The organism is Snodgrassella sp. B3088, from assembly GCF_026535815.1.
Taxonomy (GTDB): Bacteria; Pseudomonadota; Gammaproteobacteria; order Burkholderiales; family Neisseriaceae; genus Snodgrassella; species Snodgrassella alvi_E.
The window spans coordinates 67882-93225 of sequence record NZ_JAFNPG010000009.1; the positions used below are offsets into that span (position 1 = coordinate 67882).

General features: G+C 44.6%; 22 protein-coding genes. 10 read left to right on the plus strand and 12 right to left on the minus strand.

Annotated features, from left to right (window positions below):
* Positions 1–132: 132 nt before the first annotated feature.
* Complete coding sequence (locus J3U75_RS07095) at positions 133–1710, minus strand: inorganic phosphate transporter (protein WP_267391241.1); 1578 nt, start codon at positions 1708–1710, stop codon at positions 133–135.
* Positions 1711–2360: 650 nt separating this feature from the next.
* Between J3U75_RS07095 and J3U75_RS07100 the strand changes: the two genes are divergently transcribed.
* Positions 2361–4004: a lactate permease LctP family transporter gene (locus J3U75_RS07100; RefSeq protein ID WP_267391242.1), complete on the plus strand. Its 1644-nt coding sequence runs from the start codon at positions 2361–2363 to the stop codon at positions 4002–4004.
* 55 nt (positions 4005–4059) lie between these two features.
* Here the strand turns inward: J3U75_RS07100 and moaA are convergent, their stop codons facing one another.
* The gene (gene moaA / locus J3U75_RS07105) at positions 4060–5034 is read right to left on the minus strand and encodes a GTP 3',8-cyclase MoaA (protein ID WP_267391243.1); all 975 of its coding nucleotides are present in this window, start codon (positions 5032–5034) and stop codon (positions 4060–4062) included.
* A gap of 185 nt (positions 5035–5219) precedes the next feature.
* On the opposite strand from moaA, the gene J3U75_RS07110 reads away from it, so the two are divergent.
* Genes J3U75_RS07110 through glp form a run of 4 tightly spaced genes read left to right on the plus strand, consistent with a single transcriptional unit; the run spans position 5220 to position 7720 of the window.
* Entirely contained in the window at positions 5220–5468 is a 249-nt protein-coding gene (locus J3U75_RS07110; RefSeq protein WP_267391244.1) for a MoaD/ThiS family protein, read from the plus strand.
* Between the two features lies 1 nt (position 5469).
* Positions 5470–5931 (plus strand): molybdenum cofactor biosynthesis protein MoaE, encoded by a 462-nt coding sequence (locus J3U75_RS07115; protein WP_267391245.1) that lies wholly within the window; start codon positions 5470–5472, stop codon positions 5929–5931.
* Positions 5922–6506 carry a molybdenum cofactor guanylyltransferase gene (gene mobA, locus J3U75_RS07120; RefSeq protein WP_267391246.1) on the plus strand — a complete coding sequence of 195 codons (585 nt, stop codon included), beginning with the start codon at positions 5922–5924 and terminating at the stop codon, positions 6504–6506. Before J3U75_RS07115 ends, mobA begins: the two co-directional genes overlap by 10 nt.
* Positions 6507–6529: 23 nt before the next feature.
* On the plus strand, positions 6530–7720 hold the full coding sequence (gene glp, locus J3U75_RS07125; protein ID WP_267391247.1) for a gephyrin-like molybdotransferase Glp: 1191 nt from the start codon (positions 6530–6532) through the stop codon (positions 7718–7720).
* A gap of 489 nt (positions 7721–8209) precedes the next feature.
* Here glp and J3U75_RS07130 read toward each other — a convergent pair whose 3' ends face one another.
* From J3U75_RS07130 to fdnG, 7 genes are all read right to left on the minus strand, one after another.
* Positions 8210–8770, minus strand: a complete 561-nt coding sequence (locus tag J3U75_RS07130; RefSeq protein ID WP_267391248.1) for a hypothetical protein — start codon at positions 8768–8770, stop codon at positions 8210–8212.
* A 141-nt stretch (positions 8771–8911) separates the two neighbouring features.
* The gene (locus J3U75_RS07135; protein WP_267391249.1) at positions 8912–9841 is read right to left on the minus strand and encodes a formate dehydrogenase accessory protein FdhE; all 930 of its coding nucleotides are present in this window, start codon (positions 9839–9841) and stop codon (positions 8912–8914) included.
* Between the two features lie 253 nt (positions 9842–10094).
* Positions 10095–11420, minus strand: coding sequence for a cation:dicarboxylate symporter family transporter (locus J3U75_RS07140; protein WP_100139801.1), 1326 nt, complete (start codon positions 11418–11420; stop codon positions 10095–10097).
* Positions 11421–11509: 89 nt separating this feature from the next.
* Entirely contained in the window at positions 11510–12322 is an 813-nt protein-coding gene (fdhD, locus tag J3U75_RS07145) for a formate dehydrogenase accessory sulfurtransferase FdhD (RefSeq protein ID WP_267391250.1), read from the minus strand.
* 133 nt (positions 12323–12455) lie between these two features.
* On the minus strand, positions 12456–13118 hold the full coding sequence (locus J3U75_RS07150; protein WP_100139799.1) for a formate dehydrogenase subunit gamma: 663 nt from the start codon (positions 13116–13118) through the stop codon (positions 12456–12458).
* A complete protein-coding gene (gene fdxH, locus J3U75_RS07155) occupies positions 13118–14032 on the minus strand; it encodes a formate dehydrogenase subunit beta (RefSeq protein WP_100139798.1) in 915 nt (304 codons plus the stop codon). The genes J3U75_RS07150 and fdxH overlap by 1 nt, the downstream gene beginning before the upstream one ends.
* A 12-nt stretch (positions 14033–14044) precedes the next feature.
* Complete coding sequence (gene fdnG, locus J3U75_RS07160; protein ID WP_267391251.1) at positions 14045–17152, minus strand: formate dehydrogenase-N subunit alpha; 3108 nt, start codon at positions 17150–17152, stop codon at positions 14045–14047.
* 473 nt (positions 17153–17625) lie between these two features.
* Here fdnG and modA point away from each other — a divergent pair, with 473 nt between their 5' ends.
* Genes modA through J3U75_RS07180 form a run of 4 tightly spaced genes read left to right on the plus strand, consistent with a single transcriptional unit; the run spans position 17626 to position 20658 of the window.
* Positions 17626–18393, plus strand: a complete 768-nt coding sequence (modA, locus tag J3U75_RS07165; RefSeq protein WP_267391253.1) for a molybdate ABC transporter substrate-binding protein — start codon at positions 17626–17628, stop codon at positions 18391–18393.
* 51 nt (positions 18394–18444) lie between these two features.
* Complete coding sequence (modB, locus tag J3U75_RS07170; protein WP_267391254.1) at positions 18445–19125, plus strand: molybdate ABC transporter permease subunit; 681 nt, start codon at positions 18445–18447, stop codon at positions 19123–19125.
* Positions 19126–19181: 56 nt separating this feature from the next.
* Positions 19182–19871, plus strand: coding sequence for a sulfate/molybdate ABC transporter ATP-binding protein (locus J3U75_RS07175; protein ID WP_267391255.1), 690 nt, complete (start codon positions 19182–19184; stop codon positions 19869–19871).
* The gene (locus tag J3U75_RS07180; RefSeq protein WP_267391256.1) at positions 19789–20658 is read left to right on the plus strand and encodes a TOBE domain-containing protein; all 870 of its coding nucleotides are present in this window, start codon (positions 19789–19791) and stop codon (positions 20656–20658) included. Before J3U75_RS07175 ends, J3U75_RS07180 begins: the two co-directional genes overlap by 83 nt.
* 438 nt (positions 20659–21096) lie before the next feature.
* Here the strand turns inward: J3U75_RS07180 and J3U75_RS07185 are convergent, their stop codons facing one another.
* From J3U75_RS07185 to J3U75_RS07195, 3 genes are all read right to left on the minus strand, one after another.
* Positions 21097–21618: a TPM domain-containing protein gene (locus J3U75_RS07185; protein ID WP_267391257.1), complete on the minus strand. Its 522-nt coding sequence runs from the start codon at positions 21616–21618 to the stop codon at positions 21097–21099.
* Between the two features lie 441 nt (positions 21619–22059).
* The gene (locus J3U75_RS11340; RefSeq protein ID WP_323811359.1) at positions 22060–22989 is read right to left on the minus strand and encodes a DnaJ domain-containing protein; all 930 of its coding nucleotides are present in this window, start codon (positions 22987–22989) and stop codon (positions 22060–22062) included.
* 123 nt (positions 22990–23112) lie between these two features.
* Positions 23113–23982 carry a TPM domain-containing protein gene (locus tag J3U75_RS07195; RefSeq protein WP_267391258.1) on the minus strand — a complete coding sequence of 290 codons (870 nt, stop codon included), beginning with the start codon at positions 23980–23982 and terminating at the stop codon, positions 23113–23115.
* 601 nt (positions 23983–24583) lie between these two features.
* Here J3U75_RS07195 and J3U75_RS07200 point away from each other — a divergent pair.
* Positions 24584–25177 carry a glutathione S-transferase family protein gene (locus J3U75_RS07200; RefSeq protein WP_267391259.1) on the plus strand — a complete coding sequence of 198 codons (594 nt, stop codon included), beginning with the start codon at positions 24584–24586 and terminating at the stop codon, positions 25175–25177.
* Positions 25178–25344: the final 167 nt, after the last annotated feature.

Below are 25344 nucleotides of genomic sequence, written 5' to 3' on the forward strand. Positions count from 1 at the left end.
TATCTATATGACGTGCACCAGCACAGCCACCTCTAAACCGACATTAAACTGTGAAATACAGCACCACGCAAGAGTATTTGGCAAATTATTACAGTGTATGCAGCCAGCAAGGACACAAACTTGCCCGATATGCTAAAAAATCGTACGGAAAAACCAAAATAATACACCGGCCAGCAGTATGGAAACAGGTAGGGTCAATACCCACGCCATAACCAGATTGCGGATGGTAGACTTTTGCAATCCACTTTTATTGGCAGCCATGGTACCGGCAATACCCGAAGTCAGTACATGTGTGGTGCTGACCGGTAAGCCAAAACGGTCGGCAGCAAAAATCAGCGAAGCAGTCACCAGCTCGGCAGAAGCACCCTGTGCATACGATAAATGAGTTTTACCGATTTTTTCGCCCACTGTTACCACAATTCTCTTCCAACCCACTAGTGTACCTAGTCCCAGCGCTAGTGCCACCAGTACCTTCACCCACACCGGAATATACTTGGTAGCATGGTCTATAGACGTATGATAAGCCTTCAAACTCGCTATTTGTGCCGAATTAAGATTATATTGGCGATGCAAGCTATTTTTTTGCAGCAAGGTTAGCGATTCTGACACCAGATACATATCATTGCGAATATTGCCTACCTGCTCCGGCGGCAGATTACGCAGGCTGTCGCTTTTACTGACATCATGCGCCACAATATGCACCAGCTGCGCGAGCGCTGCCAGCTGCTGCGGCGTACCCTGCTTGTCTTCTACCAAAGCAGTGATCTCAGCACGTGCATCTGCATTTTGCGGCAGTACCAAGCCCGCTGGCAGCAATCCTTCTATAGTTTGCTGGGCAGAAAGCGAATTAGCCGAAAACTTCACCCATTCTTCTTTGGGCACAGCATGATTCAATGCATAGGCCATTGGGACGGTTCCTATCAAAATCAGCATAATTAGTCCCATGCCTTTCTGACCATCGTTCGAACCATGTGCAAAGCTTACCGTGGTACAGGTAAAAATCAGCAATAGGCGTATTGGCCACGGTGGCGGAGCGTCATTTTCCGGTGCACGGTACAAGGCTGGTATTCGCAGCAATTTTTTCGATAAAATCAGCAGCAGACCAGCCAGCACAAAACCAAGCAGCGGAGAAAAAAGCAGGGATTCGCCCACATTGATCACCTGTTTCCAGCTTACGCCACTGGTACCCAGATGAGCAGACATTAGCTGATTGGCCACTCCGACACCGATAATCGAACCAATCAACGTATGCGAACTGGATGCAGGCAAACCCAGCCACCAGGTACTAAGGTTCCAGATAATTGCTGCGGACAATAATGCAAATATCATTGCATATCCGACGCCACTGCCCATATGTAGAATCAGTTCAACCGGCAGCAGTGAAATCACACCATAAGCAACAGCACCGGTAGATAGCATTACCCCGAGAAAATTAAACACACCAGACCAGATTACAGCAGTATTAGGACTGAGCGAGCGCGTGTAAATCACGCTGGCTACGGCATTGGCCGTATCATGAAACCCATTCACAAACTCAAATGCCAGTGCAATCAGCAAAGCAACTGTTAATAAGGCATAGACCAGCAATGAAGACCGGGGAATACCCTGCAGATCATGATAGATACACACCGCAGCATAAGCTAATCCGCTAAGCAATATCAGCAGAAACAAAACAATACTTACTTTACCCGTTTTCCCAGATACAGACATAATTGCCCCAGACGACGAGGTCGTAGACGAAGCAGACACAGTTTTCTCCCTATTAGCAGGTGCTATCCTGACTTATTGTAAAAGACCAACATGACAACTTTGTGACAGACACAATAATTTTGCCGGCTGTTGGTTTTTCTCCTTAAAAGCCTATTTTTTTTCGCTGTTCAAGCAGCGACTTATCACATACTAATCTCAGCAAGACACAGCTTTGCTTAGCCTCAACCATATGGAATTCATTCGCTATTTTGTTACATTGAGTATACAGACAGTCTATATAATCTGCCACGATTTACCGGAGTCAATCTGTTTACTACCAGATACAGTGTCAGCCAATTCTCAGTGACGTACATACTTGTGCTACTGCCGCAAGCTTATCTAGCCGGCTTTCTCAATCACACATTTAGCTCATGCAGATAAACATTTATTAGCCGCAACAGCCACATTCAGTCAGTCGTTTATCATTACATTTATTGAAATAAAACCACAAACATTGACGATAACATTTTTATTTCTTAAAGTAACAGTCACAGCAGCATTACGGCCACAATACCATTAATTTGATTCATAAAAATCACCACTAATCACAAATATTCCGCATATACCAATCAATTTTAAGCCAACATACTCACACATTGAGGAGAAACCACATGCAAACATGGGTACAAAACTACTCGGCATTAGGCAACAGTGTCTACCTGACCCTACTGGCTGCCCTGTTACCCATAATATTTTTCTTCGTGGCACTTACTGTCTTGCGCATGAAAGGCCATATCGCCGGAGCCATTACCTTGGTTCTGGCAATTATCGTGGCCGTAGCAGCCTATAAAATGCCGCCGGTACTTGCATTATCTTCCGCATTATATGGTTTCTTCTATGGCCTGTGGCCAATAGCGTGGATTATCATTACAGCCGTATTTCTGTATAACCTGACCGTTAAAACCGGCCATTTTGACATCATCCGCGCTTCGATTCTCTCTATCACCGAAGATCAGCGTCTACAACTGCTGCTCATCGGTTTTTGCTTCGGCTCTTTTCTAGAAGGTGCGGCTGGATTCGGAGCACCGGTTGCTATTAGTGCGGCACTGCTGGTAGGGTTGGGTTTCAGACCCTTGTTTGCAGCTGGCTTATGCCTGATTGCAGATACTGCTCCGGTAGCTTTTGGGGCACTGGGTATTCCGATTCTGGTCGGTGGACAGGTTTCTGGTATCGATCCCTTTCATATTGGCCAGCTGGCCGGTCGCCAACTGCCAATGATGTCTGTTGTTATACCGTTTTATCTGATATTTATCATGGATGGCATGCGGGGTATCCGCCAAACTTGGCCGGCACTGCTGGTGTCTGGCGTATCCTTTGCCGGCACACAGTTTATTACCGCCAATTTCATTGGCCCCGAATTACCTGATGTAACTTCAGCCCTTGTTAGTATGGTGTGCCTGACTCTGTTTTTACAGAAATGGCAGCCCAAACAAATATTCACTTTTAACGGCATGCAGCAGTCCAGTACTGAGCGCAAAACCACAGAATATAGTAAAAAACAAATTATGCTGGCATGGTCACCGTTTGTTATCCTAACTGTGTGTGTGGCCGTATGGACAATCAAACCGCTGCAATCATGGTTGAATTCATTCAGTCAGATTAAGATTCACTGGCCAATGCTGGATAATTTGGTTATCAAAACAGCTCCTATCGTTGCTGAAAACGCTCCGATAGCGGCTGAATTCAAGCTGAATATTCTTGGCGCTGTTGGCACCTCCATTCTGCTGGCCGCCATTATTTCCGTGCTTATCCTGAAAATTAAACCACGTCTTGCCATTGATACATTCAAAAGCACTCTGTACGACCTGCGTTTTCCAGTGCTTTCAATCGGGCTGGTATTGGCCTTTGCCTATGTGGTTAACTACTCAGGCCTATCCTCAACACTGGCTCTGGCACTGGCTGACACTGGCAAAGCATTTCCATTTTTCTCACCATTTCTCGGCTGGGTAGGCGTTTTCCTAACCGGCTCCGACACTTCTGCAAATGCCCTGTTTGGTGCACTACAGGCCAATACAGCCTTGCAGGTAGGCATGGATCCTATATTGGCTGTAGCAGCCAATTCTGTTGGTGGGGTAACTGGCAAAATGATATCCCCACAATCTATTGCCATTGCCTGTGCTGCAGTGGGGCTGGCGGGCAAGGAATCTGATTTGTTCCGCTTTACTGTGCGTCACAGTCTGTTTTTCTGTCTGATTGCCGGTATATTTACATTGGTGCAAACCTATCTACTTCCATGGACACTGACTCTGTTTTGATTGACACAAAAAAGCCCGCTAAACCAGCGGGCTTTTTTAGGGCGTAACTTCAGTATCAGCCACCTGTTTTGGCCATAATGCGCACAATCTTATCCGGCTGCTCATTAAATTCATGCTTTTCCGGTTTTAAATCCACTGCATCCCGGATGGCTGCTTCTAATTGCTCATCGCTACAGCTTGCAGCCAGCAAAGGCTTCAGAGCCATACTTTGATCCTGACCCAGACACAGATACAACGTACCATCAACCGACATCCGCACCCGATTGCAGGAAGCACAGAAATGCTGCGAGCGTGGTGTAATTAACCCTAGCGTAAAACGACCATCAACACTTTCCCAATATTTAGCTGGCCCGCCACCATAAACACGCTGGCTCTCATGCAATTGATATTTTGGCCGCAGATTTTCAATTAGTTCGAGCAGATTGAAATACTCCAGTTTACGTCCGCTCATACCCATTGGCATAACCTCAATCAGGCGCAAAATAAAGCCGTTTTCAATACAGAACGCCACCATATCGTCAATATCAGCAGTATTAACGCCGGGCAGCGGCACCATATTGATTTTAATCCGTTCAAAGCCGGCATCGCGTGCCGCCTGCAAACTGTCTATTACTTTATCAAAACTATCCTTGCCGGATATCTCCTGCACACATTCTCGTCGCAAGGAATCAAGGCTAACATTCAGCCGATTGAGCCCTGCCTGGCGCAATTCAGAAGCATATTTCTTTAGCTGCGTGCCATTGGTGGTTAAAGACAAATCCTCTATCCCTGGCAATGCTGCCAGCCGCGCCACCAGTTCGGGCAAATTTTTTCGCAGCAACGGCTCACCGCCGGTTAACCGAAACCGCGACACCCCCATGCGCGCAAAAGCTCCGGCCACCCGCTCGATCTCCGCAAACGACAACCAGTTTGCTGGCTTTTCAAATTCTGTAAATCCTTGCGGAATACAATAAGTACAGCGTAAATCGCATTTATCCGTTACCGAAATGCGCAGATAATCAATACGTCTGTTGAAGCGGTCAATCAGCATGAGTAAAGTAAGTGCCTGATAAAGAATATTATTCCCGTAATGGCAAATTTCTAGAAAACTTGAGAAAAAACAGCTATTTTATATTATTTTTCTGCATAAATACAATTGCATCAACAGCAGCCATCTGCCACAGCAGGAAAAAAAACGGCATAATAAACCATTATTGATTGCTATATGTTTGCTTCATGATTACCGTGATTTATCTGGCACGCTTTGCCGAAGAGCTTGGTCTGACACAGGAACAGCTTCCTCTAAACTTTACCGACACTAATACCCTTCTCTCCCACCTACGTCAGCGCGGCAAACCTTGGCAACAGGTACTGGCTGAGGGGAATGTCTACAAAATTGCCGTCAATAACGTTATCCGGCATGGCAATACCAGCCTACAGGACGGAGACAGCATCGCACTGCTGCCACCAGTAACCGGAGGCTGATATGCAGACAAGGATTCTGATACAGACGGAAGATTTCAATCTCAGCCACGAACTGGCACTGGCAGAAGCCAGTGCACCAGATTGCGGAGCTGTTGTCAGCTTCATTGGCAAAGTGCGAGGTAATGACAATCCGCAGCAGCCTCTCAGCCACCTTTTTCTCACCCACATGCCCGAAGCTACAGAGAATGAAATCAGCAATATCATCACTCAGGCGGCACAACGCTGGACATTACCTTATGTTTGCGTGATTCATCGCATCGGCAACTTGCCCGTAGGCGCTCAGATCGTACTTGTCCTTACCGCCAGTGGCCATCGCGAACATGCTTATCAGGCCAATCACTTCATCATGGATTATCTTAAAACCGAAGCACCATTCTGGAAAAAAGAATGTTTTGCCAATGGTAAACAGCATTGGGTAGAAATGAAACACAGCGACCAACAGCGTAAGCAATCATGGCAATAAATGCACAGCTTGGCCTGATTATACTGGCCGGCGGACTCGGTACTCGTGTTGGCGGAGCCAACAAAGCCCTACTGCCACTTAACGGACAACCTCTGCTCACGCTTGTTCTACAACAGCTGCATCATTGTAGCGAGCACATCATCATTAGTGCCAATCGCGATATCGACAAGTTGAGCCGCTACGGATATCCCGTCTGTACCGATATACCTGACTATCAGCAAATGGGACCACTGGCCGGAATAGTCAGCGCTGCGCAAACCTTACCATCACACATCGAATATGTGCAGATAGTACCTTGCGACCTGCCCTTTCTAAACGCTGAGATTATTAACGGCCTGTTTCAGAGACTGTATCAACAGCCAGAGCTGGATATCGTTTGTGCCGCAGACAATAGCAATCTGCATCCCATTGTCTGCCAGATGCGCCGGCATCATTTAACAGCTATTCAACAACAACTGCACAGCAACGGCTCACACAGCATGCGCTCAATTATTCAACCATACCGCCATGCTATCGTTACCTTTGCCAACAGCCACCCTTTTACCAACTACAACAGCAGCGCCATGTTTACCTGACTACGCTGCGGAGTAACAACATCATGATGGATTTTTATCAGGGACAGGAAACCCTGCTACAACAGACCGTCCGCGTAGTAGATAGCGAGACTGTAACACTGAATCAGGCTGCCGGTCGCATTTTGGCACAGACGCTCATCGCCACGGCCGATGCGCCAGCTTTCGACAACAGTGCCATGGACGGCTACGCCGTGTGCGGACTGGACTGCACAGAATGGCAGCTTATTGGCACAGCTGCGGCTGGAGACAGCCGGCAACAGACCTTGCAACACGGACAGGCTATGCGCATCTACACCGGCGCCGGCATTCCGCTTCAAACTGACGCCGTTATCATGCAAGAAAAAACCAGCGTCAATGGAAACATTCTTACCAGCACCCATACAGTTAATACTGGTGAAAACATACGCCGTCAAGGCGAAGAACTAAAGCAGGGCACTGTTTTACTACCGGAAGGTGCTTTGCTTACCCCTCAGGCCATCGGGCTAGCAGCTTCACAAGGTGCCAGTGAACTGCCAGTGTACCGCAAACTACGCGTCAGCGTATTCACCACCGGCGATGAACTGGTAAGCGGCAATTACAAGCTCGAGCAGCATCAGATATACGACAGCAACCGGCCAATGCTGCTAGCCTGTTTGCGCCAGTATGCATTTATCGAGGTTATTGATGGCGGCATTTTGCCGGATAAGCTCGACATCATTACCGATACTCTCGCCCGCGCAGCAGCCGACAGCGACAGTATTATTATTTCCGGAGGCGCCTCAGTTGGCGACCGCGATCTGGTTAAACCAGCTTTACAGCAGCTGGGCACCATCGAGCACTGGAAACTGGCAATAAAACCCGGTAAACCTTTTGGATGGGGCACAATCGACCTATGCCGTGTCATGCTCCTGCCTGGCAATCCGGTGGCCAGCTTCGTTACCTACAAACTAATGGGACTGCCAGCACTACAAACCGCCGCCGGCCGCCCTATTCAGCAATCCCTACCCGCATGCTATCAGGCTAAAGCAGCCTTCAGCATCGCTCCAAATCATCAGAAAAGACGAGAGTTTCTACGTGGTACCCTATGCTTTACCCAAAATGGTCCTGAAGTTCAGCTTCTGGATAAACAAGGCTCACATATGCTATCTAGTTGCGTAAATGCTCAAGTTTTAATCGATATTCCACCGCAAACTGATATTCATCAAGGGCAATGGCTGACAGTACATCCCATATAAATTATTTACTCTACTGAAAACTTCAAAAGCCTGTAGAAAAACAGGCTTTTAATTTAATTTCGAAACAATTGAATTATATTCAGATTGAAATTGAATTTAGCCTACCAAAATTCAAACATTTACTTTTATAACTTGAAATTTTATTCTTGCCTGACCTATGAATGATAAAAAAAATTCTTTATCTATAGGTTTATCAGACCCTTTTTTAAAAGCAAACAATACATAAGTTATGAAAAGCATTAAAGCTTTCTAAACAATTAGAATTTGGCACTACTAAAATTAAAAGTCTTTTAGTCCAATTTTTACATTTGTAGCAGAGTTTTAAAAATACTTCTTATCGTTTGCTGAAAACATAGCACATCTATATATATTTGTATTAATGTATCCAATAAAATAAAGATCTAATATATCAGATTATATATTATTAAAATACTTTAAAAAATAATAAAATATGGTTACTTAATCAATTAAAACACTGATTAAATTTCACTATCGTTTTAATATTCCTATATCCTTATAACAAATTACGGTAAAATATATTCCAAGCAAAATACACAATAAATCTTCATATATAACATAAGGATTAGGTATATCCGGCAATACTTTCGCATACTCCAAAGGTAAATTTATGTTCGGATTATAAGGATCATAAATGATTTTTTCTGTAGAATATTGATTCGAATCCCATTCACTAGAAGGGATATATCGCATTCTGCCTCTAGTGAGCGCATAGCCCTCGCTAAATATCCGTAGATTATCATTATTATAAGTTTTACCATTAACTTCAAAGTAATAACGATAATGATAAATAGGTGCCCTAAGAGATTTACTATTATTATTTGTTGAATATTCTGAATAACTATATATTATTTGTCCTTCAGTGACACATTTCTTAAGCTTACAATTCAGACTCAATAGATATTTAGCTTTATTTTGTAGTGAAATATAAAATTTTTGTTTATCAACTATGGAATGTACTAAACAAGACATCCCCAGCATGATGATAAATGGCCCGATGGTCATAAAAAAAAATTTCTCAAATTTGGTCATTTAATCTAATTTCTATATACAGATAAATGTTCACGTACGGTTCCGGCTAATAAATGTCTTATTGAAATTGATCGTCCAAATTGACTGTTTAAATCTATTATTTTCAATAAAGGTAAATAATTAAATAGCTTATCATTAATTTTAATGTTTAGGTATCTTTCCCATCAGTAAAAATGGATTGGCTCCGCCACGTTGCCAGCCTTCATCACTCAGAAGCATATCCAATATCAAAGAAGCCAGATCATCTGCTATTGGATCAGCATACTGCTGTTTAGCCAGACGATAACGTTTACGGTAAGCATTACAGCTGGGGCAACATTCTGCTTCAGTTGCAGCCAGAACACCTTCTGTAGCCTGCTCTATACGCTGTATACCTAAATCACGACTATTATCACAGAAGCTACAGCGAGCGCGCACACTGTGCCAGCGGCTATTACACAGGCCACAACAGAGATAGCGCAAACCTTCAAGTTCACCATGACCGATTATCACAGCACCAACGGCATCGGTACCACAGCAAGGACAAAATCCAGGTTCTGGGTATGGTTTTACTGTGTCTGCTGCTAAGCTTCTTGCTACCAATGTATAGATAACCTGTACAACAGCGTTCAACCATATTTGATAATCCTGCTGTGCTAGACCTAGCTGCTGATTGATTGCCAGCTGGCACAACCGGATACGCTCCTCGCTGCTAAGATGCAATATTTCCTGCCATACTTGTACCGCCGTAGGTGACAACTGCTCGTGGAGCAAAGCATATAAATCAGTAAACAGCTGGTCGGCTAAGCCACGATTCTCACTCAGCAAAGCCGGTGTGAATGGTAAATCTCCCTCATTAGTGGCAGGCAATACCCAGTCTGCCTCTGTATAACGCTCTAGTAAACTCTGCTGAGCTGTACATATCTCTGCCAGTAACAGCAAATATGGCTGCCAATCGCTACTGTCTTCAGCGGCCAGTTCGTTTAGGCGCAAGGCACGCTGGCTAAAAATATCAGCAGCGGGTTGCTGCCAAAACGGGATATGGAAGAATGGCTGAGCCTGTATGGCTTCCGGTGTTGCTTGTGTTTTCATATATCTTTGTTTATGTGAATGATAGCTGCGTAACCATTGCTAACGTTAAACAGCTAGTATTAGGAATAAAAATAACCAAGTTTAACTAAAAACATGCTTTTTGTCTGGTTTTACCACTGTGTCTAGAATCTAATTGGCCAAACAACGCCAGTAGAAATATTGCAGTACAGCATATACCTGTTTCGTCTGAATCACTAAGGTACATAAAAAAAGGTTCAGATGTCTCTGAACCTTTTTAGTGCCTCAAAGTGAATTATTTGATGCCCAATGTTTTTTCATAGGCACGCGCTTTTTCATCATCGAAATCATGCTCCCAGCGCGAAATAACCAGTGAAGCCAGTGCATTACCGATTACGTTTACAACGGTGCGACCCATGTCCAGAATACGGTCGATACCAAGGATAAAGCCTAAACCTTCCAATGGTATGGAAGTAGTGGCCAGCGTGGCAGACAATACCAGAAAGGATACGCCCGGTACACCAGCAATACCTTTAGAGGCCACCATCAGGGTAATGACAATCATAATCTGGTCTGTCACAGACAGGGAAATGCCGTATAGCTGAGCCAGAAAAATTACGGCAATACTCTGATACAGAGTAGAACCATCCAAGTTAAAGGAATAGCCGGTAGGGATAACAAAGCTGGTAATGGATTTCGGCGCACCATAGGCTTCCATTTTCTCAATCATTTTGGGGAGCGCTGTTTCAGAGCTGGAGGTTGAGAACGCCACAATCAATTCATCTTTAAGAATTTTGATGATGGTGAAAATATTAAAGCGGCAGAAATAGGCTACACCACCCAGTATCACCAGCGTAAACACAATCATGGCCAAATATACAATCAGAATCAGCTTCATCAGCGGTATCAGGGAGCCGAAACCGAATTTGCTGATGGTTACTGTCATGAGACCAAACACACCAATTGGCGCATAGCGCATAATCATATTGGTGATTTTAAACATCACGTCTGAAATGACTTTCAGAAAATCAGAGAAAAACAAACGCTGATTATCCGGCAGTTTGGTCAATCCCAAACCAAAGAATACACAGAAAAAGATTACAGGTAAGATTTCGCCGGTGCTAAGTGAATCAAAGATATTATGCGGAATCATGTCCAGAATCATGACAACAAGGCCATGCGGCTTTTCAGCCAAGGCTTCACTTTTCTGCACATACTGGGTAACGTTGCTGTGCTGCAGATTAGATATATCGATACCACTGCCAGGATGAAACAAATTACCAAACAGCAGACCCACGCCAATGGCAATGGTGGTAATGATTTCGAAATAGAGAATGGTTTTGCCACCTAGTCTACCCAGACTTTTGGAATTACCCAGTCCGGCAATACCAAGTGTGAGGGTACTAAGGATAATCGGCAAAACAATCATTTTAATTAGGCGGATAAAAATATCGCCCATGGGCTGTAATACGTTGACTACCCAAGATTGATAGGTTTTGTAGTATGGATGAGACGGATCTGAAAAGGTATGCAGATACAATCCCACTGCTACCCCCATAATCAGGGCAAAGAGAATTTGCCAGGCCAAATTACGGCTATATCGTTTAATAATCGATAACATAGTCGTCCTTACAGTAATTGGTAATATAGTTCTTATTCAGTCTTACAAGCGAAACAAAAACAATAGAGTATACCCTATTATTTTTAGTTTTATGTATGCGTTAAGGATGAAAAAAATTGAGGGTGGGTATAAATTACTTGGCGATGATGACGCGCAAAACCCACCAGCGTGATATTAGCCTTGTGAGCTAAATCAATGGCATAGGTGGTGGGCGCAGATACAGCCACGATACACCCGATACCGGTAATTGCTGATTTCATTACCATTTCAAAACTAGCGCGACTGGACAATACCACAAAACCCTGCTTCCAATCCACTTTTGCTTGCAACCCCCAGCCAATTAGTTTGTCCAAAGCATTGTGTCGGCCAATGTCTTCACGCGCGGTTACAATTGTGCCATCACCATCAGCCCACGCCACACCATGAACGGAACCAGTTTGCGCGCGCAGGCGTTGGTGATGGTTAAAATCGGTCAAAGCAGCGCCTATTTTGCTAAATTCGAGATTCACTGAACGCATTATAGGGGTAATTGCCGGCTGTATGGCTGCGAGGCTATCGAGACCACATAAGCCACAGCCGCTACGTCCACTCATTTGCCGGCGCCGGTTTTTCAGGCGGGCAAAAGCTGCACTGGCCAGCTCAATGTCTGCTACCAAACCATGCTGATGTTCGCTAATTTCAATGGCGTAAATCTGTTCCTTGCTTTCAATGATACCTTCACTAAAGCTGAATCCGAGAGCTAGCTCGGCAATGTTATCCGGCGTAGCCATCAGTACCACGTGGGATATACCGTTATAAACCAGTGCTACTGGGATTTCAGCACTGATATTGTCACAGATGCTGCTGCATTTTCCGTCCTGAGCTACCCAGACAGTACGGCTTTCGGCGGGAGTGTGAATCATAGGATTTAGGTCCCTATATGCAGGGAGTAGTGCTAAGAAACTGTCCTGAATATTCTTCAGGACAGATTAGAGAATCAATATTTACCTGTCTTTATAATGTCACCAGACAGGCTAGCTGATAAAGGCACGCGTTTTATTCGCTACTTTGCGTGGTAGATGTTTGCTGCGCTTTGGCGGCTTTTTTGGCCATCATTTCACGATACCAGCGCGGATGATGTTTTTTCGCCCATTCCTGCGTCACTACACCTTCAACCATAGCTGGAATGGTGCCTTTTATCCACAGAGCCGCATACACATGGATAATGATACCAACTATCAACAAAATGGCAGAAGCCGAATGCACCAGCAAGGCAATCCGCACCACCCAAATAGGAAAATAGCCGGAGAAAAACTGCCGCCACGCAATTAGACCACTGATAAACAGCAGCGCCATGCTGATTGTCATCAGCCAAAACATGCATTTCTGTCCGGCGTTGTATTTACCGGTATCACCGATTTCCTTACCCAGCAGGATGTGCTTGATACCCAGCATCCATTTGATATCGTCGCGCTCGAAAAAATTATGTTTCACATAGCGGAAAAACTGGATAAAAAATCCTAAAAACATAATGACGCCGATAAACGGGTGCAAGATGCGCGCCAGCTGCGGAGAGCCAAATACTTCTGTGAGCCAGAAAAAAGAGGGATAGAAAAAGCCAAGACCGGATACGGCCAGCAGTACGAAACAGCCGGCTACAACCCAGTGGTTAAAACGCTCGGATTTTTTATAGCGCTGAATTAATAATTTTTTGGTCATTATGCGTCGCCTTTGTCTTCGAGGATTTCACCATCACGATTCAGAACTTCCTGTTCATCATCATCAGGACGATTGGGACCAATGGTAATGTAGTGTAGCCAGCCAGCAAAAGCGGCGGCGGCAATACCAAAGGCGGCTATTGGTTTAAGCATACTTTTCCATAGCTTAACTGTGGTACTGATATGCGGATTATCCGGCAGACCGTGATACAGGCTGGGTTTATCGGCATGATGCAAAACATACATTACATGGGTACCGCCTACTCCCTGCGGGTCGTAAAGTCCGGCCTTTTCAAAGCCACGCTGTTTTAAATCCTTGATGCGTTCACTAGCCAAAAACTTCATGTCTTCCTTGCTACCAAAATGTATGGCACCAGTAGGACAAGTTTTCACACAAGCCGGTTCCTGCCCCACGGCCACACGGTCGGAGCACAATGTACATTTGTAGGCACGGTTGTCTTTTTTAGAGATACGCGGGATATTGAAAGGACAGCCGGAAATACAGTAGCCACAGCCAATACAGTTTTCCTGATGAAAATCCACAATACCATTCTCATATTGAATGATGGCACCTGGAGAAGGACAGGCTTTCAGACAGCCAGGATCGGCACAGTGCATGCAACCATCTTTACGAATTAACCATTCCAGCTTGCCGTTTTCTTCGGTTTCAGAAAAGCGCATAACGGTCCAACTATCGGCGCTCAGATCGATAGGATTATCGTAAACGCCATGATTAGTACCAATTTCGTCGCGAATATCATTCCATTCGGAACATGCGGCCTGACAAGCCTTGCAGCCGATGCAAGTAGAAACATCTATTAGTTTGGCAATTTCAATTGGTTTACGAGCCTGTGGTAGCGGCGTGAGCTGATTAGTAGCCGAACGCCGTTTAATATCTAATGATTGTAAAGCCATGATTTATTCCCCTCACGCTTTTTCGATATTGCACAAAAAGGTTTTGTATTCCGGTGTCTGAGTGTTGCAGTCACCGACAAATGGTGTGAGTGTATTAATGAGAAATTGTTTTTTCTCACCAACATTCACCCAGCCACCATGCAGGGGAATACCAATCTGATGCACGGTCTGGCCGTTGATGTCCAGAGGGCGCAAACGTTTGGTTACAACGGCTTTGGCTTCTACCCAGCCGCGTTTAGTACTGATTTTAACGGTATCACCTTTGGCAATTTTCTTTTGTGCTGCCAGCTCTTCGCTGATTTCCACAAACTGTTCTGGCTGAGCAATCATCAGCAATTTCACAGACTTGGTCCAAAACTGGAAATGCTCAGTAAGGCGATAGGTGGTACCGACACATGGGAACTCGTCTTTGTTTCCGATGCGTTCTTTTACGCTGTCAAACAGGCGTACAGCGGGAGTATTGAGAACTTTCGGATACAGTAAATTTTTACCTACTGGCGATTCCGTGGGTTCGTAGAATGTCGGGAATGGACCATCCACCAATTTTTTAGTACAAAACAGACGGCCTACACCTTCTTCATTCATGATAAACGGATTCATATCCGTATCCGGCGCCTGATCAGCTTTGTAATCAGCTACATCAGCACCAACCCATTTGCTGCCATCCCAGTGAATCAGTTTACGTTCGGGATCCCACGCCCGGCCAGATGGGTCGCAGGAAGCACGGTTATACAGGATGCGGCGGTTGGCCGGCCACGCCCATGCCCAGCCGGGGGTATTGCCCAAACCGGCATTACTATTGTCTCGCCGAGCCATCTGGTTTCCGTTTTTGGTCCATGAACCGGCAAAAATCCAGCATGCACAGGCAGTGCTGCCATCATCGCGTAATTGAGCAAAACTATCTAGCTGCCCACCTTTGGGCACAATAATATTGCCTTGTTCGTCTTTGATATCGGCCAATGCCCAGCCATTGGATTCCTGTGCCATTTCTTCCGGAGTGGGCGAATGCGCTACTTTGTACGGCCAGCTCAGATTGATAATCGGCTCGGAAACTTTTCCGCCTTCTTTTTCATACAAGGCTTTGATACGCAGATGTAACTCGGCCAAAATCTCCAAATCAGCTCTAGCATCTTCCGGTGCTTCTGCGCCGGCATAGTGCCATTGCAACCAGCGTGAAGAATTAACAATAGAGCCGTTTTCTTCGGCAAAACACGGTACCGGCAGACGGAATACTGTGGTGAGAATGGAAGAGGAATCTACATTATGCGCATCGCCGTGATTTTCCCAGAATGTGGCTGTTTCCGTATTCAGTGGATCCATCACCACCATCCATTTGAGGCGGGAGAATGCTTTGACGATACGATTGGAATCTGGGAAAGAACCCATGGCGTTGAATCCTTGCACCAGCAAACCATGCATCTGCCCCTGGTACATCATTTCCGCCATTTGGAGGACATCGTACATTTTGTCCCACTTTGGTAGCCAATCGTAGCCCCAATTGTTTTCTTTGGTGGCTTTGTCACCGAAAAACCATTTGAGCAGGCTGACCATGAATTTGGGCGTATTGCTCCAGTAATTGAGCTGCCCCGGGCGCATTGCTTTCGGTGTCTGTACGCTCAGGTAGTCTTCAAAAGTAGGATTTTTCTTTTCATTTGGCAGACTAAGATAGCCCGGCAAGCTGGTGGAAAGCAAGCCAAGGTCTGACAGTCCCTGAATATTGGAGTGGCCGCGCAAAGCATTCACACCGCCACCGGGCATACCGATATTGCCAAGAATGAGCTGAATCATGGCCATGGTACGGATATTCTGCGAACCATAGGTATGCTGCGTCCAGCCTAATGCATATAAAATCGTACCGGCTTTATTTTTAGCTGAAGTGGCACCCAGAGCCTGACAAACCAGTAAAAAGTCTTCTATTGGTGTGCCAGTAATTTTGTGCATCATTTCCGGTGTGTATTGGGCATAATGGCGTTTCATGACCTGCCACACACAACGCGGGTTTTCTAAGGTTGGGTCGGTTTTGGCAAAGCCGTTTTCGTCCAGCTCATAAGTCCAGCTAGCATTATTGTAGACAGCGCCGCCCTTGGCTCCTTTCGGCGCTGCTTCGGGTGTCGGACGTCCATCTGCACTGGTGTAATCTGCATGGCCGGAAAATAGTCCTTCGTTAAAACCATAATCATCAGCAAGAATAAAAGCAGCATTGGTATAGTTTTTAACGTATTCCCATTGCACTTTATCATTCTTAATCAGCCAGTTGATTACTGCGCCCAAGAAAGCAATATCCGTACCGGAGCGTATCGGCAGATAATGGTCGGCTACGGATGCGGTACGGTTGAAACGCGGGTCACAAACGATAAGCTTGGTGCCTTTTTGTTTTTTAGCTTCGATTACCCATTTGAAACCAACAGGATGCGCTTCGGCAGCATTGCCACCCATTACCAGAATAAAATCTGCATTCTGGATATCGGTCCAAGTATTGGTCATCGCACCGCGGCCAAATGTAGCAGCCAGTGCGGATACAGTAGGACCATGACAAACACGTGCCTGAGAATCTGTGCCTACCAGCCCGAGCGAGCGCATGAATTTCTGGGTCAGAATACCGGTTTCATTGGAGCTGGCTGAAGCACACAGCATACCAATTGTTTCTAGCCGGTTTACAGTGACGCCGTCAGCATTTTTTGCAATCAGGTTGGCATCACGCTCGTCTTTAATCAGGCGGGCGATGCGGTCCAGTGCTTCATCCCAGCTAATGTCTTTCCATTCGTTGGTTCCTGCTTCACGCACTTGCGGATGCAAAACCCGATTGGGACTGTTGACAAAATCTATCAGGGAAGCGCCTTTAGGACAAAGACTACCTCGGCTGACTGGATGATCCGGATCGCCCTCTATATGAAATATTTTCTTTTTAGCGTTTTTTGCTCCGTCCCCCAGACTGTACAACAGCGTACCACAGCCTACGGAGCAATAAGTACAGTTATTGCGTGTTTCGGTTGCGCGTAAAAGTTTATATTGACGGACTTCGGCAAAGGCTGTGGCCGGTGCCATGCCCATTACCGCTAATCCTGTCGCGCCGGCACCAGCTGCGGTAACCTTGAAAAACTGGCGTCTTGTCAGGTTCATGTGTGTTGGTTCCTAATTAAATTTTTTTTATATCTTGCAGTGAAACTGAATGCTGTCCTGCTTGCTGATAATAGAGAAATTTATAATTTCTAACATTTAACGCCATTATAATACCTTATTTAAACTATTATGTGGTTTTATCTGTTTTTTTTAATTTGAATAAATAATTATAATTTTCATTTAAATTATTTATTTACGTATTGCTAAGATTGTTTTAATTTAAACAATACAATTATTAATTGGAAAAAAATTGCAAGATTATTACGCTAATTAATTATTTCTCTTAATTATTAATATTTTGCCTTTGAACTCATTAATCATCTAATTTTTTTCGTATTCCAGCTTTTAAGCATAGCCAGCCTGCAATTTAGTATTCGTTATATAGTCAGGTATATTTCGAAACAGTTTTACTTTATAATCAGATAATTTTTAACCCTGCTGGAATATTAGTTCTCTTTGATTAAGGATAATTTATGCGCTCTCTTTCTGCCCGTCTTAGTATTTTGATAACTACTGCTGGTATGTGCGTACTGAGCACCACTTCGCTGGCTGCCGACCTCACCGTTTCCGCTGCCGCCAGTCTGACCAATGCATTTAATGACATTGCCAAAGCGTACCAACAACAATATCCACAAGATAAGGTGCGACTAAATTTTGGCGCGTCCGGTTCATTGCTGCAACAGATTCAGAATGGTGCTCCGGTAGATGTATTTGCTTCGGCAGACCAGCAGACTATGGATCAGGCACAGGCCAAAAATCTGGTACGGTCAGCAGACCGAGTTAATTTTGTAAATAATACTCTGGTACTGATTACTCCTAAAAACAGCAATTTAAACATACGCAATATGAAAGACTTGCAACAGGCTAGTATCCACCATATTGCACTGGGCAATCCGGCTTATACGCCAGCTGGCCGTTATGCACAGGCTGCGATGGAGCAGGCAAAAGTTTGGAGTAAGGTACAGCCGAAAATTGTTAATGTGAATAATGTGCGGCAGGCGCTGGACTATGTAGCCAATCAGTCAACAGAGGCCGGTTTTGTTTTCGGCACGGATGCGGCTATCATGCCGGATAAAGTACAAGTAGCAGCTACTATTCCCACCACTAAAGCAATCAGCTATCCGATTGCCCGCACAATAAATACTAAAGAGCCGGCTGCAGCCAATCGTTTTATTGGATTCGTTCGCTCGGCCAAAGGGCAACAGATCCTAAAACGCTATGGTTTCCAGAGTGTGCGCTAAATAAATAATGCTTTTATCATAAGTGGATAAATCTTCCTGCAAGGAGAAAGAATGGCTGCGGCGTGGATTGCTCTTGCCCTGTCGCTTAAAATTGCTCTGTGGGCTACAGTTTTCAATCTGATTCTTGGTGTAGGTATCGGCTATCTGTTTGCGCGCAAAGCGGTGTGGGGACGGGAATTGCTGGATACCCTTCTCACTCTGCCAATGGTGATGCCGCCAACGGTGCTCGGCTATTATTTATTGGTCTTACTGGGTAAAAATGGTTTTATCGGCCAATTCTTACAGCAATATTTAAACATCAATCTGATTTTTACGTGGCAAGGCGCAGTAGTAGCTGCTACGGTGGTTTCGTTTCCGCTGGTTTTTAAACCGGCACGTGCTGCCTTCGATAGTCTGGACCCGCAGCTGGAGCAAGCGGGTCGTGTATTAGGCATCAGTAATGTCGGCGTTTTTCTGCGCATTACTCTCCCGCTGGCTTGGCGCGGTATTCTGGCCGGCGTATTACTCGCTTTTGCGCGCAGCATGGGAGAATTTGGCGCTACGCTGATGGTAGCAGGCAGCATTCCTGGACAGACGCAAACCTTGTCGATTGCGGTTTATGAAGCAGTACAGGCTGGTGATGATCAACTCGCTAATACGCTGGTGCTGATTATATCGGTGGTATGTATTCTGATATTGTTGTTAACCAGCAGACTGCTGTCTGGCAAAGTGCCAGTAGCAAATATCAGATAACGCTATGTTCCTATAAGAAGCCGCCTTGGTCATATTTGATTCACTCCAATGACGCTATGTTAGATATCAATTTCCAGAAAAGCATTCATCGTGCCGATGGCAGCCAGTTTACTCTAAACATCAACTTACACACTCAGACACCACGTACCATAATAATGGGGGCTTCGGGTAGTGGCAAAAGCCTAATGCTCAAAGCCATTGCCGGATTGCTGACGCCTGAGCAGGGGTACATTATTGTTAACGGAAAAACGCTTTATCAAAGTGAGCAGCAACTCAATCTGAGTCCGCAAGAACGCAGATTGGCTTATGTTTTTCAGGATTATGCGCTTTTTCCTCATCTGAATGTGCGCCAAAACATCGCCTGCGGCATCCGGCATGGTTTGTTCAATCCGCGCAAACGCAGCCGGCAGGCAGATGTTGAACACTGGCTCAACGCCATGCAACTTGATATGGTTGCAGAACAGTATCCGGCACATTTATCAGGCGGCCAGCGTCAGCGTGTTGCGCTGGCACGTGCACTGATTGCGCGGCCGCATGCTATTTTGCTGGATGAACCATTTTCCGCCTTGGATACCCAATTGCGAGCACAAATGCGCACTGAACTGGCGGCGTGGCAGCAGAAGCTAAATTTACCCATGCTCATGATTACCCATGATCCGGCAGATGCCGCTGCTTTTGACGCTGCTATTTGGCACATGGATAATGGTCGCCTACATTCTGCTCCCAATGACCATAGACATGCATGAATTCAATCTGGATACCGAGCTGATTCCCACTATAAACGGCCAACGAATGGGAAACAGCAAACGTATAATCTTGCTCGAAAACATTCAGCGTTTCGGTTCCATTACTCAGGCAGCCAAAGCAGTACCAATGAGTTATAAGGCAGCTTGGGACGCGATTGACGCGCTAAATAATTTGGCACCGCAGCCGTTGGTAGTACGCCAAACTGGTGGACAGGGCGGTGGTAAAAGCGCTTTAACTACCTATGGTGCAGCTTTCCTTCAGTATTACCACACCATGCAGCAACGCCATCAACAGTTGATGCAGCAACTGCACAACGAGTCTGACCATAGCCATTATGGCCTGTGGCAAAGAATGAATTTGGACTTAAGTGCCGACAATCAGCTAGCTGGAACAGTGAGCCGAGTTATAGAAGGCAAAGTGAATCATGAAGTTCATTTACGCTTGAGCAGCGGACAGGAACTGGTGGCCATACTCACACGCCACAGCTGTGAACAAATGGAGCTTACAGAAGGTGTAGATGCTCTGGCACTGATTCAAGCCTCTGCCATCATACTGGCTCGCCCTACTCCCAATTTTAATCTTTCTGCTCGCAATCAAATTCGCGGTCGCATACGCCGTATAGACACCGGTGCCGTGAATAGTGTTGTGACCGTAGATTTAGGTGCTGAGCTGAGCTTGTCTGCCAGTATTACTCGGCACAGTGCTGAAACGATGCAATTGGATAGCGGCGATGAAATCATGCTGCTAATTAAAGCGCCAAGCATTATTCTCGGACGCTTACGCTAAACATTTTTTAGGTTCAAACCCCAAAGTAATCATGAATAAAATGAAGCCAGAATAACCATTTTAGCAATGAATTTATTCTGGCTGTTGTGACGCCTGATAGACAGGCTATCAGCGGCCATACATGCGCTCTTTGTTTCAATCTGTCATTTAAAGCCGCAACTTATTGTAAACCCAACCTATCTGTAAATTATATTTTCATTGAAATTTTATTCAAAAAAAATTATTTATATCAATTCAGAGAAGTTTATTGATAATAAATATCAATAATTACCATTATTGCGTTTTTTCTATTGTGGCAATATTGGATAAAAATATCGTTTCTAATGTCGCTGATCACTTCCGGAGATGAAATTACTTTTCGCACAGAACTAACCAGCCTGATAGCATATAATCTGCGGATACTTACAGATACTCAACCCCCATGTTATTCTGCAAGTATCAACGCAAAATCACATCATCGGCCAGTTCGTTTCTTCCAGCCTGAGTACGCGGGAAATACTGCACCAGCAAATCTGTTAGTTCTTCCAGTCCGCGGCTTAAACCATCCACATAATTCTGCTGATGAAAAGCCGTAAGTATGTGCGTGCATATTTCCTGCCATTGCGCAGCACTAACACAGGCATCTATTCCACGATCGGCGATAATTTCTACAGCGCGGTCAGCAAACAGCACGTACACCAGAACGCCACAACGTGCAGAAGTATCCCAAATACCCAAATTGTTGAACCAATACTGCGCGCGCTGTCGAGGCGTTGTATGGTGACACAAACTGGCCGTATTGATACGCGATTCAATCACAAAACGTAATTGTCCGGTATGGCGCTGTTCAGAATTGGCAATGTGTGTGGTCAATTGTTGCAGCACTGCTTCAGGAAAATACTTACTCACCCGCTGGCGCGGATGGGTCCAGTGACGCCATAATCGGGGCAACATTCGCATACTCAGTTTATCCGTGCGCATCCTGTCCGCTCTTTTCGCAGTTTCAGAATCAGTATGGTAGCACTTCAAGCTGATTTCGTGGACGCAGAGATAGGGAAAATCAAATTCTGAGAAATATTTATCTCTACACCGAAGACAGAAAAAATACGCTCAACTGTCTACCCTGCGCCGGCTGAATGCTTTTTTACAATCAAGCTTTATACCTCTTTCAGCACGTTAAAAATCAGGTACCAGCCCATACAAAATATTTTTAAAAAATATCCATACTATCTTCAGAGCAAAGATCCGGCAGGACTACACTGCTGAGAAATGAATTTTCATAGGTGTTGCCACCCTAGAAAAAAAACCTCTTCAGAATCGGAAATTTCTTGCTTTCAATAACCTATTTACACTGTATCTCGGAATTCCAAATAACAGATTAGCTATTCAATTTCAATCCACAAAAGCAAAGCATCATTTAAGCTAAACAAAGCCACGCAACTGTTTCACGTAAGCATAGGCAGCTTGTATACGTTGAGTATGCTCAGTAGCCCGCTGCATTTCTTTTGCAGACAATTTTTGTTTTACTAGTTTATCCGGATGATATTTATTCATCAGGCGGCGGTAAGCCTGTTTGATTTCATGCACACTGGCTTGGGGATTGATACCCAGCACCTGATACGGATCGCCGCCCAGCGGTTCTTCAACAGTCTGATGCTGTTGACGACTGCTCTGCTGCTGTTGCCGGTACTGCTGTTGTTGCTGCCGCGATTGCTGCTGTCGTTCCTTTTGGCGCTTACTCTGACGCTGCTGCTTCCATTGCTCATTAGTTTGCCAGTAATGCTTATATTCACTTTCTTGCCCATGCACAGTTTGGCTGGCAAAAATCAGCATCTGCGAGTAAGGGATATGAAACTCATCAGCAATGATATTTAAAATACGCCGTTCATTATTGTGCAGCCTGCCATCAATCAGCGCCAGCTCAAGCATGTGTTTACAAAACAACATCAACGCGCGTTTTTCATTTCGGTAGATACGGTACAACTGCCCCAGTCGAGCTCTAAGCGGATAGTTTTTCAGTTGCCCCATGTTAAAGCCATAGCGCGCCAGAACGGCCAATTCATCATTAAGCTGCAACTTTTTAATCAAGGCATAAACAGATGAACGGTCTTCATCCGTGACATGTCCCTTAGACGCACATATCTGGCCGGCCACTTCAAACATTACCGCTACATAGAGATTTTTATCGGTTGCAATGGAATCTTCAGTACCATCATCTACAATGTGGGCAGCAAATAAATAAAACAAAATCAGGATAATCAGTATAATATCCAGCAACACACCACCAGCACCGAAGAGCAAAGGTAAAAACCACAACAGCAATAAACAGATACCTGCACCGAGATTAGACATGTAGACCAGCCGATAGATAAAATCAGTAAATAGTAAGGTAAGACAAATAACTATACATGAATTTACGCGGAGTCTGATAATTTTTCAGAATTTTGATCTGTTCAGCATCATCCTGTGCCACTTTCACCAGCTACCAGAAGCACCGCCTCCACCATATCCACCGCCTCCACCGCTGAAGCCTCCGCCTGACCCGCCACCGCCCCAAAAATTATCATCATGTGGATTATAATGGTCACTGACAAATACATTTCCGGCAAAAACATAAGTTACGATATAGGAAAAAAGCGCAATAATAACGGCCAGAATCAGGTTCCAGCCAATATACCAGCCCAGAGCCAGCACCAGTAAAGCTAAAATGAAACTGCCTAGCCGAGTGCCGAAAATATTCTTTAAAAATGCTCCCCCAAAAAAGACCAAAATCATTGCTTCTATAAACATGGCAGAGAAACTTTGCTTTTGCGGAGGCTGCTGTGATACCGCCGGCAGTTTCTCACCATCAATCAGTTTTTCCAGAATGTCTACCGTTTGTCGTACCCCACCATCGGTATTATTTGCACGCAGTTGCGGACGCAGCACATCATCCAGAATACGCTTGGCATACACATCTGGAATAGCACCTTCCAGTCCGCGGCCAGTGGCCAGAAAGGTTTTATGTTCATCACGCACCAGCAGCAGTAATACACCATCATCAACACCCATGCGTCCCGGCCGCCAGTTATTCATCACTCTGGTGGCGTAATCAAACGGCGTTTCCGGTGCAATAGTAGGGACAGTTAAAATCACAATTTGACTGCCATGCTGGCGACTGAAATCCAGCAACTGTCCATTTAAATCCTCTCGCGTATCCTGCTGCAACATATTTGCAGTGTCCATCACCGGCGCAGTTAAAGCAGGTATCGGCGCCAAATTTTCCGCTTGCGCAGCCATAATACAAAGCACGCAGCTTAGAAAAAATACCAACAGTTTATGGATGGATAAGCGGATAGTGTTCATATCATCATTACCTAGAAGCAGTACTGCAGAGTGTCTCCGCTGACTGTAAAACCGGAATCAGAATCTAATTGTATCTAGACCATGTATCTGAATCATAACCGATAGTAAGCCGTTTCCGCCATCACGGCAGCACTTTGCTAAGAGGCTTTAGACAAAAGATCAATTCGGCTCTGCTAGCACGATTTAATTAAAATCGGTACAGATTTAACACTTAGCAGCAAGCACAAACTGAGAGCAGATAAAATAGCCGGCCAATATCGCATCTATACAACTACATTTCGACAAATCGCTAAACCACCAAAATTATTCTTTTAGCACTACTGCGAGGCATCGTCTTGGGGGCAGGATAAAACCTAAATGAATTATATTAATATCTTGCCACCCGAATCCTACCTTTTATTTATCAGCATTAAATTAGTAAATTCAAATTGCAAGAAATCTTAGAAGATAAAGATTTTGTTTTATCCAGCAACTACTTTACAATCTGTCATCACATAAGGTGATCATCTAGAGTTGCAATAGGAAATGATCACTTAAACCAAAAATGAATACTTACTTTTACGCAATACCGATTATTTGATTTATTAAAAGGAGACTAAGCTTGAAAATATACACTGCACCTGGAGCACGATCTTTGGCTGTTATCTGGGCCTTGGAAGAAATAGGTCTTCCTTATGAAGCAATCCGGGTTGAAATACACACAGATAATGCGGTTGTCAAATCACCTCATCCTTTTGGTAAAGTGCCATTTTTAACGGAAGGGAGCTTTTCATTAAGTGAAACGTTGGCCATATGCCTTTATATTTGTGAAAAAAAACAAAATACGTTATACCCTGCGAATTTACAAGAAAAAGCTATCATCAATTCTTTAATCAGTTTTTCGATTACTGACTTAGAAACGCCACTTTCTTGCCTTGCTAAACAGATACTGTTTACTCCTGAAGATCAGCAATGGCCAGAATTTATCAATTACTTTAAAAAACAAACCATTGATGTTTTGTCTAGGATAGAACTAAAAGAAACAAATGCATGGCTCATTGGTGATACCTTTACGTTAGCAGATATCTTTTTATCTCATCGATTAATGTTTGCAAAAGCATTTGGCATTACGTTGGACAAAAAACTTGAAAACTATCTTCAAAAAGCGACGAGTAGACCGGCGTTTTTGAAAGCTCATAAAATAAATGATAATTAATTCTCATTTATTTTACTTTTTTGATTAACCGCTTCATGGCGGTTTTTTTTAACTGTACCCTCTTTACTGAATTGGATTGGTTAAGCCTTGAGCAAGTTAAAAGACGCTTTATCGGAATACTCTTCAAGTTTTAAATAAATTAGGCTTCTAACAAATTCTTTATGCGC